Origin of the sequence: Micromonospora sp. ATA51 (genome assembly GCF_016802855.1) — a bacterium.
GTDB lineage: Bacteria > Actinomycetota > Actinomycetes > Mycobacteriales > Micromonosporaceae > Micromonospora > Micromonospora sicca.
In genome coordinates, this window is sequence record NZ_JAEVHJ010000179.1 from 1 (window position 1) to 13571 (window position 13571).

Here is a 13571-nt window from a genome sequence, read left to right on the forward strand (position 1 = left end):
GTGGTCGGCGCCCTGGTCGCCGAGGTACGCCGGCTGGCCGCCGAGACCGGGGAGGCCCCGCCGGCCGGGAAGCTGCCGCTGGGGCGAGGTCGAGCGACCCTCAACGCGGCGCTCTCCGACGCCGAGGTGGCCGAGCAGATCCGCTCCGGTCGGCTGCTCCGGGCCACCAGCTACGCCGGCTTCGGCGAGGTGCCCCGCCCCCAGCTGCGGCTGGTCACCGGGGGCGCGGAGGAACCCGCAGTACCGGACCGGGCGGCCGAGCGGGCCGAGACCCGGCGGACGCGCGACGAACGGGCGGCGGACCGGGCCGCCCGGGCCGAGCGGGCGAAACGCCGCCGGGAGCTGGACCGGGAGCTGGCCCGGGCCCGGACCGACCAGGAACGCGCCGAGGCGGAGCTGGCCGGCGCGGAGCGGTCCGCCCAGGACGGCGCGGTGGAGCTGGACCGGATCGAGGCCGAACTCGCCGAGCTGGAGCGCCGGCGGGCCGTCGCCGAGCAGGAGCTGAGCCGGGCCAAGCTGGCCCGCCGCGCCGCCGAGCGGGCGGTCACCGCGGCCCGCCGGCGCGCCGGTGAGGTCGAGGCCGCGGTGGAGGCGCTGGACGCCGAAGAGGGGGATGCCACCGGCGGCGGTCAGCAGGCAGACTGACCGGGATGGATGACCACGGTGGACGGACGGTGTCCGCGCTTCCCGCTGCGGTGTCCGGCGGATGACCCCCGAGCAGGTCGCCGCCGCCAGCAAGCCGCTGGTGCTGGAACTCGGGGAGGCGTTCAGCCGCTGCCCGGGGACCCTGCGCCGGGCCCGCCTGCTCGGCATCTCCGGCTGGGCGTTCTACATCACCGGCCGGGCCGGCGCGCTCGGCGACGTACGCGCCGAGACGGTCGCCGCCGCCCTCGGCTTCATCGCCCCCGACGCGGTCGCCGACGGCTGGGACGCCGCGGCCCGTACCGTCCGGCCGGTGGAGATCGCCGCGGCGAACCTGGCCGAGTGCTGCCGCTGGGGCGCCCAGCATCTCGGCGAGGCGCCGGGGACGGCCCGGCTGGTCGGGCTGCTGGAACGGATCGTCGACGCGGCGGACGCCAGCGGGATGCCGCTCTTCGCCGCCTGGCGGGCCATGCCGGTGCCGGACCGGTCGCCCGGCGCCCGGACGGCCGTCGGGCTGCTCCTGCTCCGTGAGCACTTCGCCGGGGCGTACCTGCTCGCCGTCCGGCCGCCGGGATGACCCCGCTGGAGGCGGTCCTGGCCGGGCCGGAGGGCGAGGCGGGCGCCGCCGCCTGCGGCTGGCCGCCGCCGTACCCGCCGGTGGGGCCGCTGGTCCGGCGGCGGCTCTGGGCCGAGGCGGTGACCGACCGGCTGGCCTCGTCGGCGTTCCGGGGGCTCGGCCCGGGCGAGGGGGCCGAGCTGCTCGACCTGCTCACCGCCACCCGGCTGCACCTGGGCCGGCGCGTCCCGGCCGCCTGACGGGTGCCGGCCGTGCGGACGTACGGGGCCGTGGTCCGCCGGCCTGGGCCAAAAATGGGCGGCGCGGTCGGCGGTCGGCCTGCCAGGATCGCGGCGTGACGCTCCCCGCCGGCTGGACGGCCCGCCGACCCACCCTGGACGACGTACCGGCGATCCTGAAGGTGGTGCACGCCGCCGACACGTTCGCCATCGGATATCCGGACTTCTCCGCCGAGGACGTGGCGGAGTGCCTGACCGCGCCGTACGTCGACCCGGCCGCGGACTCGTGGCTGGGCCTGGACCCGGAGGGCGGGGTCGTCGCCTGGGCGATCGTGGACAACCCGACCGACGTGGGGCGCGAGTTCGTCGAGGTGTACGTCGACCCCGAGCGCGGTCGCGAGCTGCGAGCTCCGCTGCTGGACCGGCAGCTGGCCCGGGTCGCCGAGCGGGCCGTCGAGCGTGGGCTGCCGGCGCTCACCGTCCGGTGCGCGGTGTACGAGCCGGAGCAGGAGTGGCGGCGGACCCTGCTCGACGCCGGGTTCACCCTCGGCAAGCGGTACGTGCGGATGAGCCGGTCACTGGCCGACCTGCCCGCCGGGCCGCCCGCGCCCCCGGCCGGCGTCACCGTCCGGCCGGTACGCCCCGACGACGAGGCGGAGCTGCGGACGTTCCACCGGATCTACGACACCGCGTTCCGCGACAGCCCCGACTACGAGCCGCGGAGCTACCACGTCTGGCGGGCGAGCCTCGGCGACGCCACCGACTGGGACGAGTGGTTCGTCGCCGAGGTGGACGGCGAACCGGCCGGCGTCCTCCAGTCCTCCCCGCAGGGCGTCGACCAGAACGAGGGCTTCGTCAAGAACCTCGCCGTGCTGCCCGAGCATCGGCGCCGGGGGGTGGGCGCCGCCCTGCTCCAGCACGCCTTCGCCCGGTACGCCGCCAAGGGGCGGGCCACCGCCGGCCTCGGGGTGGACCTGGCGAACCCGACCGCCCCGCTGTCCCTCTACCGGTCGGTCGGGCTGCGCGAGGTACGCGCGGTCGACATGTACCAGCTGGAGGTCAAGGCCGCCGGCTGACCGGCGCCCGGGTGTGGCATTGGCGACCCGGTCAGGGGTCGACGGGCGGCCCGACCGGGCACGGGAGCAGACTGGGAGCGTGCGATACGCGCTACGCCGACGCGGTGCCGGTGGGGCGGGACCGCAGCTCGGTGACGTAGTCGTCCGGCGCGCCCGCCTTCTCGGCCGCGTTCGCGATCTCCGACAGGTACCACGACGTCGGCAGGCCGCCCTCGTACCCGTCGAAGACGTAGACCCAGGCGGTCACGTCCCCGTCCAGCGTCGAGACGCGGACGGTGAGCTTGCGGTACGTCCCGGCGGTCACGCCCTCGAGCTCGTCGAGCTGCGCCGCGTCGTACGGGTGGATGTCGTAGAGCGCCACGAAGACCCGGTCACCCGGGGACTCGACGACGGTGCTGACCGAGCCCTCCCAGCCGATGACGTCCTCGCCGGCGAAGGTGAGCCGCCAGCCCTCCAGCCAGCCGATGCCCACCATCGGCGAATGCGGGCAGTAGGCACGCATCCGGGCGGGGTCCAGGTTTGAGCCGTAAGCGGCGTAATGACGCACGGCGATGACGATAGCCCGGCCGGCGGGTGGGGGAGAATACGACGGTGCGTGTCGAGCGCGTTGGGGAGAAGAAAGTCACTGTGAGCACTGACGAGGGGCGAGCGCTGTGAGCCAGATCGTGATCATCGGCGGGGGGCCGGCCGGGTACGAGGCGGCGCTGGTCGCCGCCCAGCTCGACGCCGATGTCACCGTGGTGGAGGCGGAGGGGGCCGGCGGCGCCTGCGTGCTCTCCGACTGCGTCCCGTCGAAGACCTTCATCGCCAGCTCAGAGGTGGTGACCGGCTACCGGGACACCGAGGAGTTCGGGGTGCACTCCGACGGGCTGGAGGCGGTCACCGTCGACGCCCGCGCGGTGCACGAACGGGTGAAGCGGCTCGCGCTGGCCCAGTCGGCCGACATCCACACCAAGCTGATCAAGGCCGGGGTGGAGTTCGTCGCGGGGACCGCCCGGCTCGGCGAGGACACCCTCGGCCACACCCACCGGGTGGTGGTGACCCCGGCCGACGGCGCCGAGGAGTATTCGATCGCCGCCTCCACCGTGCTGATCGCCACCGGCGCCACGCCCCGCCAGCTCCCCACCGCCGTCCCGGACGGCGAGCGCATCCTGACCTGGCGCCAGGTGTACGACCTGCCCGACCTGCCCGAGCACCTGATCGTGGTCGGTTCCGGCGTGACCGGGGCCGAGTTCGCCAGCGCGTACCTGGCCATGGGCGTCGAGGTCACCCTGGTCTCCAGCCGGGACCGGGTGATGCCGCACGAGGACGCCGATGCCGCGTCGGCCATCGAGCGGGTGTTCCGCAACCGGGGCATGAGCATCCTCAACAACTCCCGCGCGGACGCGGTCCGCCGCACCTCTGACGGGGTCGAGGTCGAGCTCTCCGACGGCCGCAAGGTGCACGGCACGCACGCGCTGATCGCCGTCGGCTCGATCCCGAACACCGCCAACCTGGGCCTCGCCGAGTACGGCGTGGAGCTGGCCCGGGGTGGCTACGTCACCGTCGACCGGGTGTCCCGGACCAACGTGCCCGGCGTCTACGCCGCCGGTGACTGCACCGGGGTGCTGCCGCTGGCCAGCGTCGCCGCCATGCAGGGCCGGATCGCGATGTGGCACGCGCTCGGTGAGGCGGTCCGGCCGCTGCGGCTGCGTACCGTCGCGGCGAACGTCTTCACCGACCCGGAGCTGGCCACCGTCGGCGTCTCGCAGGACGAGGTGGACGCCGGCAAGATCCCGGCCCGCCAGGTGATGCTGCCGCTCTCCGGCAACGCCCGGGCGAAGATGGCCGACCTGGCCGACGGCTTCGTCAAGCTCTTCTGCCGCCCGGCCAGCGGTCAGGTGATCGGCGGCGTGGTGGTGGCCCCCAAGGCCAGTGAGTTGATCCTGCCGATCACCATGGCGGTGGAGAACAACCTCACGGTCAACGAGCTGGCCCAGACCATCACCATCTACCCGAGCCTCTCCGGCTCCATCACCGAGGCCGCCCGCCAGCTGATGCTCCACGAACTGGAGTAGTCCCCGGGTCAGCGGAAGGCGTCGGCGTGGTCGGCGGCCCAGTCCGCGTACGGGCGGGCGGGGTGCCCGGTGATCCGCTCGACGGTGTCGGTGACCTGTTCGGGGTGGTCGACGAAGGCGGCCCAGCCGCGCAGGGCGATCTCGGCGAAGTCGGGATCGCCGAAGGCGGCGGCCAGCATCTGCCGGGCCTCCCCGAGCGGCATCTCCGACCAGCGCAGGTCCCGGCCGACGGCCCGGCCGATGGCGCGGACCTGCTCCTCCTGGGTCAGGGTCGCCGGCCCGCTGAGCAGATGCCGCGCGCCGCTGTGGCCGGCCGAGGTCAGCGCCGCGACGGCGACCTCGGCGAGGTCGCGCTCGTGGACCAGGGACCGGGCGGCCGCCCCGTACGGCCAGCGCACGACGTCGCCGGCCCGGATCTGGCCGGCCCACATCAGGGTGTTGGCGGCGAAGCCGACCGGGCGGAGGAAGGTCCACTCCGCGCCGGACGCCTCGACGGCCCGCTCCACGACGGCCCAGAACGACTCCGGCTGGTCGGCCGCGCCCGGCGCGGAGAGGTACACGATCCGGGTCGCTGTCGCGGCGATCAGGCAGGTCACCTCGGATGCGTGCTTCCGGGCCACCGCCGGGTCGGTGAAGGGCCAGATCAGGAAGACCGCGTCGACGCCGGCCAGGTGGGGCGCGAGCGACGCCGGCTCGGCGAGGTCCCCGGCCACCACCTCGACCCCGGCGGGCAGGCCGGCCGTCGCCGGGGTCCGGCTCACCGCCCGGACCCGCTCGCCGCGGGCCACCAGCAGCGACACCACCTCCCGGCCGACCGTGCCGGTCGCCCCCGTCTCCAGGATCATCACGCCTCCTCGCCGCACCGGGCCGCCGTCGACCCCCGGGGCCACACGTTAGGAGTTGAAGCGGTGTTGAGGTCAACAGCACGGGCCGGCCGCGTCGCGTGGACGGCGGGTCGGCCGATCAGGGTCACCGCGACCACGGCGAGCACGCCGACCTCGGCGAGGATGAGCAGCCGTTCGGCGAGGCCGATCAGCACCCGGTCGCCCGGGTAGGCGGACCAGACCATGGCGCCGGCCAGGGCCAGGCTGGTCAGGGCGAGCCCCCGCAGCCAGGCGGCGCCGCGTCCGTCCAGGCGCCGCGCGAGCAGCCAGCCGGCCGGCGGCAGCGCGAGGAAGGCGACCACCGAGGCGTACCGGTGCAGGTAGGCGGCGGCGTCCATGGGCAGGCCGGGCTCGTTGGTCGGCACCAGCGCGGAGACCAGCAGCCCGGCGGTCCACGCCCCGAGCAGGACCGCCACCAGCGGGCCGGATCCCACGCCCTCCGGCCCGGCGGCCTCCGTCGTTCCGTCCGTCCGCCTCGCCCGACGCCGCCGGCCGGGGACGCGGCGGACCGGGATCAGGACGGCGGTGGCCGCGGCGAGCACCGCCATCGCCACGTCGATGACGCCGCCCCGGTCGGAGACGGCGAAGTCGCTGACGGTCAGCGACCACGGGTTGAGGTCGTCGTTCACCTCGAGGTGTCCGATCAGGGCGAGCACCGCCGCCAGGGCGATCCCGCCGAGGGCGAGCAGTCCGCGGGTCCGGGTTCCAGGCATGCCTCAGCCTGTCGCCGTGGGCACCCGAAGCGGATCCGGGACCGCCACCGACATCGATCCCCGGGACCACCCCTAGAGGTGGCCGACGACCGCGCCCGGTGCGCGGGGCGGACGGGTCAGTCGACCGGGACCTCGGGGCGGGTGTTGCGGGCGCTGATCGCGGTCATCGCCCAGCCCGCGCCGGCGAACCCGATCGCCGCCGCGCCGCCGATCAGCGCCAGCCGCCAGGCCGACTGGGTCAGCGCGGTGCCGCCCAGATGCCCGACCAGCGTCCCGTACGTCGCCCAGCCGGCCGCCGCGGCGGCCTCGTAGAGCAGGAAGAGTCGGTACGGGTAGCGGCTGCGCCCGGCGGAGAAGCAGGCCGCCATCCGGCCACCCGGCACGAACCGGCAGAGCAGGATCACCAGCGGCCCCGGTTCGCGCAGCCCCCGGGTGACCCGGCCGGCCATCCGGCGGGCCCGGCCCGGCATGGCGTGCCGGGCCGCCCGGCGGTCCGGGGCGCCCCGCCCGATCAGGTAGCAGGCCAGGTCGCCGGCGAAGACGCCGAGCGCGCCGACGGCGATGGTGAGCGGCAGGCTCAGTCCGCCGTAGACGGTCAGCGCACCGCTGGTGATCATGACGGCCTGGGTCGGGATGACCGGTATGAAGGCGTCGGCGACGAGCAGCGCCAGCAGCGCGAGGTACGCCCACGTCGGCGACGCGACGTCAGTGATGAGTTCGGGCACGACTGCCACCTCGCCGGTTTCCCCCGATTGCCTGCACCGAGCCTGACGGCGTGTCCGGCGTCACCTGGCGGGGCCCTGGCCGGTGGTGACTGCTGACACGGCAGGGCCACTGAGTGACAACGACCCGGCGCCGTCCGGTGTGACGGGCCGTCGGCGTGGCGCGCGGCGCGGCGGCGGGCGGCGGATCCGCCGTCGTCGGCGTACCGTTGTCGGCGCGCGGCTCCACGGACGTCGGGTCCCCCGTTCCTGACGACCGGGCCGCCGCGGGTCGCCGGCAGGTCCCGTGCCGGCGACCGCCCCCTTTCTCCGGTCGCCCGTGCCGTCTTCTCCCCGGGTGCCCGCGCCCTCGACGACACCGCGAAATCCGAATGCGCGGCACGTCGACGCCCGCGTACCGTCGCCGCATGCGCAGCGCGGTGGTGACCACGACGCCGGGAGTCCCCGGCGTGCCGCGCTGACGTAACCGTCCACCAGGCCCCGGGGCGAACCGCCCCGGGGCCGCGTGGCGTTCCGGGCCGCGTCGCCTCCGGGTCGTACCCGATCAAGGAGAGCGACATGATCGACCACCGCAGGCTGGGCCGGGAGCTGGAGCTGTTCGTCTCCGACCCGCTCGCGGGCGCCGGCCTGCCCATCTGGCTGCCGGCCGGCGCCGCCGCCCGGCACGCCGTCGAGGAGTACGTCCGCGACCTGGAGCGCCGAGCCGGCTACCGGCACGTCTACTCGCCGCCGCTGGGCAAACGGGAGCTGTTCGAGCTCTCCGGCCACCTGGGCTACTTCGCCGACGACATGTTCCCGCCGATGCGGCTGAGCGCCGACGACGAGTTCGTGCTCCGGCCGGCGCTCTGCCCGCACCACGCGTTGGTGTTCTGCGCCCGGGGCCGCTCCTACCGGGAGCTGCCGCTGCGGATCGCGGAGCTGGGCGGGATGTACCGGGCGGAGCGCTCCGGCGTGCTGGGTGGCCTGTCCCGGGTCCGCGCCATCTCGTTGAACGACGCGCACAACTTCTGCGCCCTGGACCAGGTCGGCGACGAGGTACGCGAGATCCTGCGGCTGATCCGCGAGGCGCACGCTGCGCTCGGCGTACGACCGGCCGGGTTCCGGCTGTCGCTGCGCGGGCCGGGGGAGAAGTACGTCGGGGACGACGCCGCGTGGGCGCGGGCCGAGGACCTGCTCCGCGCCGCGCTCGACGGGGTGGACTTCACCGAGGCGCCCGGCCAGGCGGCCTTCTACGGACCGAAGATCGACATCCAGATCGTCGACGCCGCCGGCCGGGAGTCCACCATCTCCACCATCCAGCTCGACTTCGACAAGCCGGAGAAGTTCGACCTGTCGTACACCGACGCGGACGGGTCGCGGCGGCGGCCGGTGCTGGTGCACCGGAGCCTGGTCGGCAGCATGGAGCGGCTGTTCGCGTACCTGATCGAGGTGCACGCGGGCGCCTTCCCGGCCTGGTACGCCCCGGTGCAGCTGGTGCTGCTCCCGGTCGATCAGGGGCAGGTCGAGCCGGCCGTCGACCTGGTCCGCCGGGCCGAGGCGGCCGGGCTGCGGGCCGAGGTCGACGTGGCCGGCTCGTTGGCGCCCGGATCCGCGACGCGGCCGCCGCCGGGTCCCGTACGTCGGGGTGGTGGGCCCCCGGGAGGCGGCCGGCGGCGCGGTCTCGCTGCGGCTGCGCGACGTTCGCGCGCTGGCCCCGATGCCCGTCGCCGACGCCCTCGGGCTGATCGGGAAGGTGGTCGCCGGGCGCTCGGCCGGCCTGCTCCCGGCGGACTGACCCGGCGACTCCCGGCCCACGCCGTCGCGGCGCCGGCCGCTCGTGGCCGGCGGACCGGGCGTCCGCCGACCGGGTGCCCGCCGCTCCCGTCCCGGCAGGACGGGAGCCGGTGTCGGGCCGGATCCCTCGCTCATCGTCAGTTCCCGGCCGTCGCCGGCTCGGCGAGCGCGTCGGCCTCGTCGGCCACCGCCTCGGTGAACTGGGACCGGTACATCCGGGCGTAGGCCCCGTCGGCGGCGAGGAGCTGGTCGTGGCTGCCCTGCTCCACGATCCGGCCGTTCTCCATCATCAGGATCAGGTCGGCGTCGCGGATGGTGGAGAGCCGGTGGGCGATGACGAAGCTGGTCCGGTCCGACCGCAGCGCGGCCATCGCCCGCTGGAGCAGGACCTCGGTGCGGGTGTCCACCGAGCTGGTCGCCTCGTCCAGGATGAGCAGCGACGGTTCGGCCAGGAACGCCCGGGCGATGGTGATGAGCTGCTTCTCGCCGGCGCTGACGTTGCTGCCCTCCTCGTCGATGACCGTGTCGTACCCGTCGGGGAGGCTGCGGACGAACCGGTCCACGAAGGTGGCCCGGGCGGCGGCCAGGATCTCCTCCTCGGTGGCGTCCGGCCGGCCGTAGGCGATGTTGTCCCGGATGGTGCCGCCGAAGAGCCAGGTGTCCTGGAGCACCATGCCGATCCGTCCGCGCAGCTCGTCCCGGGGCATGCTGGTGACGTCCACGCCGTCCAGGGTGATCCAGCCCGCGTCCAGCTCGTAGAACCGCATGATCAGGTTGACCAGGGTGGTCTTGCCGGCGCCGGTCGGGCCGACGATCGCCACGGTGTGACCCGGCTCGGCGACCAGCGACAGGTCGTCGATCAGCGGCTTGTCCGGGTCGTACCGGAAGGAGACGTGGGCGAACTCGACCCTGCCGGTGACCCGGGGCGGGGCGACCTTGTCCGGGGTCTGCTCCTCGGCGTCGAGCACCGCGAAGACCCGCTCGGCGGAGGCCACCCCGGACTGGAGCAGGTTCGCCATCGAGGCGACCTGGGTGAGCGGCTGGGTGAACTGCCGCGAGTACTGGATGAACGCCTGCACGTCGCCGAGGCTCATCGACCCGGAGGCCACCCGCAGCCCGCCGACCACGGCGATCGCGACGTAGCTGAGGTTCCCGACGAACATCATCGCCGGCATGATGATCCCGGAGATGAACTGGGCCCCGAAGCTGGCCCGGAACAGCTCCTCGTTCTTGGCCGCGAAGGCGGCCTGCACCTCGCGCTGCCGGCCGAAGACCTTGACCAGCTCGTGGCCGGTGTACGCCTCCTCGATCTGGCCGTTCAGCTCGCCGGTGTGCTTCCACTGGGCGATGAACCTGCGCTGCGACCGCTTGGCGATCTGCTGCGTGACGAGCACCGACAGCGGCACCGCGACCAGCGCGACGAGCGCCAGCAGCGGCGAGATCCAGAACATCATCGCCAGCACGCCGACCACGGTCAGCAGCGAGGTGAGCAGTTGGCTGAGCGTCTGCGACAGGGACTGCGAGATGTTGTCGATGTCGTTGGTGACCCGGCTGAGCAGTTCGCCTCGGGGCTGCCGGTCGAAGTAGGGCAGCGGCAGCCGGTGGAGCTTCTCCTCCACCTCGGCGCGCAGCCGCAGCACGGTCCGCTGCACCACCCCGTTGAGCAGCCAGCCCTGCCACCAGATCAGCACGCTGGCCGCCAGGTAGAGCGCCAGGGCCAGGAGAAGCACCCGGCCGAGGGCGGTGAAGTCGATCCCGGCGCCCGGCACCACGTCCATTCGGGCGAGCATGTCGGCGTAGTTGTCGTTGCCGGCCGCCCGGGCCGCCGCCGCGGCCTGCTCCGTGCTGGTCCCGGCGGGCAGCTGCCGGCCGATCACCCCGCTGAAGATCAGGTCGGTGGCGTGGCCGAGGAGCTTCGGCCCGATGACGCTGAGCCCGATGCTCGCCACGGCGAGCGTGATCACCGCGGCCAGCTGAAGCCGGTGCGGCCGCAGCCGCCTCAGCAGCCGCCGGGCCGACGGCCCGAAGTTCATCGACTTCTCGGCCGGCATCGCGGCGCCCATCCACGGCGGGCCGCCGGGGCGCCGCCCGGCGGGCGGCAGCCGCTTCGGCGTCGTCGCCTCCGGGCCCTGCTTCTGATCCGGTACGACCCTGCCGTCCCGCGGGCCGAGCTGTCTGTTCGGCCCGCTCACGCCGGCACCTCCGCCGTCTGCTGGGACGCCACGATCTCGGCGTACGTCGGGCAGCGCTCCAGCAGGTCCTCGTGTCGTCCCATGCCGACGACGCCCCCGTCCTCGAGCACGATGATCTGGTCGGCGTCGACGATCGTGGAGACCCGCTGGGCCACGATCACCACCGCCGCGTTCGCGGTGACCGGCTTCAGCGCCGCGCGCAGCCGGGCATCGGTGCCGAGGTCGAGCGCCGAGAACGAGTCGTCGAAGAGGTAGATCTCCGGCCGGCGGACCAGAGCCCGGGCGATCGCCAGCCGCTGCCGCTGACCGCCGGAGACGTTCGTGCCGCCCTGGGCGATCGCGGCGTCCAGCCCGCCCGGCATCTCGGCCACGAAGTCGCGGGCCTGGGCGATCTCCAGCGCCGCCCACAGCTCTGCGTCGGTGGCGTCCGGGTTGCCGTACCGCAGGTTGCTGGCCACCGTTCCGCTGAACAGGTACGGCCGCTGCGGCACCAGCCCGATCCGGCGCCACACCTCGTCCGGTTCCAGCAGCCGCACGTCCACCCCGTCGACCAGCACCGCGCCGGCGGTCGGGTCGACCAGCCGGGGGATCAGGGTGAGCAGGGTGGTCTTGCCGGCGCCGGTGGCGCCGATGATGGCCGTGGTCCGGCCGGGGCCGGCCCGGAACGAGATGTCGTGCAGGACCGGCGCGCTGGCCCCGGGGTACTGGAAGGCGACGCGGCGGAGCTCCAGCTCGGCGTTCCTGGTCATCGCGATCAGCGGGTCAGCCGCCGGCACCACCGACGACTCGGTGTCCAGCACCTCGACGATCCGTTCGGCGCAGACCGCCGCGCGCGGCACCATCATCAGCATGAAGGTGGCCATCATGACGGCCATCAGGATCTGCATCAGGTACTGCAGGAACGCGGTCAGCGCGCCGATCTGGATCTGGCCGGCGTCGACCCGCTGCGCGCCGAACCAGAGCACCGCGACGCTGGAGACGTTGAGCACCAGCATGATCACCGGGAAGATCAGGGCCATCAGCCGGCCGACCCGCAGCGCCGTCGCGGTGAGGTCGGCGTTGGCGACGCCGAACCGCTCCGTCTCGTACGGCTCGCGGACGAACGCCCGGATCACCCGGATGCCGGTGATCTGCTCGCGCAGCACCCGGTTGACCGTGTCGATCCGGGTCTGCATCTCGCGGAATCCCGGCACCATCCGCCGGACGACCAGGCCCAACATGATCGCCAGCACCGGCACGCAGACCAGCATCAGGCGGGAGAGCGCGAGGTCCTCCCGCAGCGCCATCACCACCCCGCCGACGCACATGATCGGCGCGGCGACCAGCATGGTGCAGCTCATCAGCACGAGCATCTGCACCTGCTGCACGTCGTTGGTGTTGCGGGTGATCAGCGACGGCGCGCCGAACCGGGCGACCTCGCGGGCCGAGAAGCGGTTGACGTGCTCGAAGATGGTCGCGCGGACGTCCCGCCCGAACCCCATCGCGGTCCGCGCGCCCAGGTAAACCGCGGCGATCGAGCAGGCGATCTGGAGCAGGCTGACCACCAGCATCCAGCCGCCCGTACGCATGATCTGGTCGGTGTCGCCGAGGGCCACACCCCGGTCGATGATGTCGGCGTTGAGGCTCGGCAGGTAGAGCGAGGCCATCGTGCCGACGAACTGGAGCACGACCACGGCCGCGAGCAGCCGGCGGTACGGGCGCAGCTCGTGGCGGAGCAGGCGGATCAACATGGACGGCTCCCCGGCGTCTCGGCGGCGGAATCCTGCGCTGGGTTCAACCGACCGACCTCCCCGTCGGACATGCTCGTGATGAGTTCAGTGAGGAACTCCCGGATCACCGCCTTCTTCGCCGGGTCGGCGTCGACGGAGGTGAGCGGACGGTCGCTGTGGATCAGGTCGGTGAGGTGCTGGGCGTGCCGGCGGCCCTTGTCGGTCAGGGTCAGTTGCACGGTGCGGCGGTCGGCGGCGTCCCGGCGACGCTCGACGAAGCCGTCGCGTTCGAGGGTGTCGACGATGCCGGTGAGGGTGGCGGGCCGGACGAAGCACCGTTCGGCGACCTCCCGGTGGGTGGTGTCGCCGACGCGGCTCAGGATGAACAGCACCCGCATGCCGGCCGAGGTGAGCCCGTGGTGCTCGGCCAGGTAGCGCCCCCAGTGCTGCTCGACGACATGGCCGGCGATGGCGAGCAGTCGACCGAGCGGCGCGTGCTGGAGCATGTCGGGGAAGCGGACGAGCGGTTCCATCTTCACAGCCGTCAGGTTAGCCACCAGATCGTCAGGGGCCAAACTAATTCCCGACACATTATCTTGTCGTTGGCAAGATATGCTGCGGCGCATGACGGCGAACCGCGGATACCACCACGGCGACCTACGGCGGGCCCTGCTCGCCGCCGCGGTCGAGGCGATCGGCGAGTCCGGGCCGGCCGCACTGAGCCTGCGCGACCTGGCCCGTCGGGCGGGCGTCTCGCACGCCGCGCCCGCGCACCACTTCGGCGACAAGGCCGGCCTGCTCACCGCGCTCGCCGTCGAGGGCTTCGACCTGCTCGCCGAGGCGCTCGGCCGGGCCGGCGACGACCTGCTCGAGATCGGCGTGGCGTACGTCCGCTTCGCGGTCGACCACCGCGCCCACTTCGAGGTGATGTTCGCGCCGGGGCTCTACCGGGCCGACGACCCCGAGGTGGCCGCCGCGCGCGCCCGGGGCCGGGGCGGCGCTGCGCGG

The 13571-nt window shown here is 74.0% G+C and carries 11 protein-coding genes and 2 pseudogenes; 6 read left to right on the forward strand and 7 right to left on the reverse strand.

Annotation, left to right across the window (positions count from 1 at the left end; genetic code table 11):
• The 3 genes and pseudogenes from JNW87_RS24070 to JNW87_RS24080 form a co-directional block, all read left to right on the forward strand.
• A partial coding sequence (locus tag JNW87_RS24070) for a hypothetical protein (RefSeq protein ID WP_238454441.1) occupies positions 1 to 645 on the forward strand: 645 nt, incomplete at its 5' end.
• A 61-nt stretch (positions 646 to 706) separates the two neighbouring features.
• Positions 707 to 1458, forward strand: a pseudogene (locus JNW87_RS24075) (hypothetical protein).
• 95 nt (positions 1459 to 1553) lie between these two features.
• Complete coding sequence (locus tag JNW87_RS24080; protein ID WP_109804240.1) at positions 1554 to 2513, forward strand: GNAT family N-acetyltransferase; 960 nt, start codon at positions 1554 to 1556, stop codon at positions 2511 to 2513.
• Between the two features lie 91 nt (positions 2514 to 2604).
• Here the strand turns inward: JNW87_RS24080 and JNW87_RS24085 are convergent, their stop codons facing one another.
• Positions 2605 to 3060 (reverse strand): gamma-glutamylcyclotransferase, encoded by a 456-nt coding sequence (locus JNW87_RS24085; protein WP_109804241.1) that lies wholly within the window; start codon positions 3058 to 3060, stop codon positions 2605 to 2607.
• Between the two features lie 106 nt (positions 3061 to 3166).
• Between JNW87_RS24085 and JNW87_RS24090 the strand changes: the two genes are divergently transcribed.
• Positions 3167 to 4570: an NAD(P)H-quinone dehydrogenase gene (locus JNW87_RS24090; protein WP_109804242.1), complete on the forward strand. Its 1404-nt coding sequence runs from the start codon at positions 3167 to 3169 to the stop codon at positions 4568 to 4570.
• Positions 4571 to 4578: 8 nt separating this feature from the next.
• Here JNW87_RS24090 and JNW87_RS24095 read toward each other — a convergent pair whose 3' ends face one another.
• The 3 genes from JNW87_RS24095 to JNW87_RS24105 all read right to left on the reverse strand — a co-directional run bounded on the left by JNW87_RS24095 (position 4579) and on the right by JNW87_RS24105 (position 6892).
• Positions 4579 to 5415, reverse strand: a complete 837-nt coding sequence (locus tag JNW87_RS24095; protein WP_109804254.1) for an SDR family oxidoreductase — start codon at positions 5413 to 5415, stop codon at positions 4579 to 4581.
• Positions 5415 to 6167: a DUF998 domain-containing protein gene (locus JNW87_RS24100; RefSeq protein WP_109804243.1), complete on the reverse strand. Its 753-nt coding sequence runs from the start codon at positions 6165 to 6167 to the stop codon at positions 5415 to 5417. The genes JNW87_RS24095 and JNW87_RS24100 overlap by 1 nt, the downstream gene beginning before the upstream one ends.
• A gap of 116 nt (positions 6168 to 6283) precedes the next feature.
• Positions 6284 to 6892, reverse strand: coding sequence for a DedA family protein (locus JNW87_RS24105; RefSeq protein WP_109804244.1), 609 nt, complete (start codon positions 6890 to 6892; stop codon positions 6284 to 6286).
• Positions 6893 to 7447: 555 nt separating this feature from the next.
• Here JNW87_RS24105 and thrS point away from each other — a divergent pair.
• Positions 7448 to 8663, forward strand: a pseudogene (thrS, locus tag JNW87_RS24110) (threonine--tRNA ligase).
• Between the two features lie 136 nt (positions 8664 to 8799).
• Here the strand turns inward: thrS and JNW87_RS24115 are convergent.
• From JNW87_RS24115 to JNW87_RS24125, 3 genes are all read right to left on the reverse strand, one after another.
• Positions 8800 to 10725, reverse strand: a complete 1926-nt coding sequence (locus JNW87_RS24115; protein ID WP_109804255.1) for an ABC transporter ATP-binding protein — start codon at positions 10723 to 10725, stop codon at positions 8800 to 8802.
• Between the two features lie 125 nt (positions 10726 to 10850).
• Positions 10851 to 12584, reverse strand: coding sequence for an ABC transporter ATP-binding protein (locus JNW87_RS24120; RefSeq protein WP_238454442.1), 1734 nt, complete (start codon positions 12582 to 12584; stop codon positions 10851 to 10853).
• The gene (locus tag JNW87_RS24125) at positions 12578 to 13096 is read right to left on the reverse strand and encodes a MarR family winged helix-turn-helix transcriptional regulator (protein ID WP_109804256.1); all 519 of its coding nucleotides are present in this window, start codon (positions 13094 to 13096) and stop codon (positions 12578 to 12580) included. Before JNW87_RS24125 ends, JNW87_RS24120 begins: the two co-directional genes overlap by 7 nt.
• Before the next feature lie 91 nt (positions 13097 to 13187).
• On the opposite strand from JNW87_RS24125, the gene JNW87_RS24130 reads away from it, so the two are divergent.
• The coding region (locus JNW87_RS24130) for a TetR/AcrR family transcriptional regulator (RefSeq protein ID WP_238454443.1) at positions 13188 to 13571 on the forward strand (384 nt) is incomplete at its 3' end.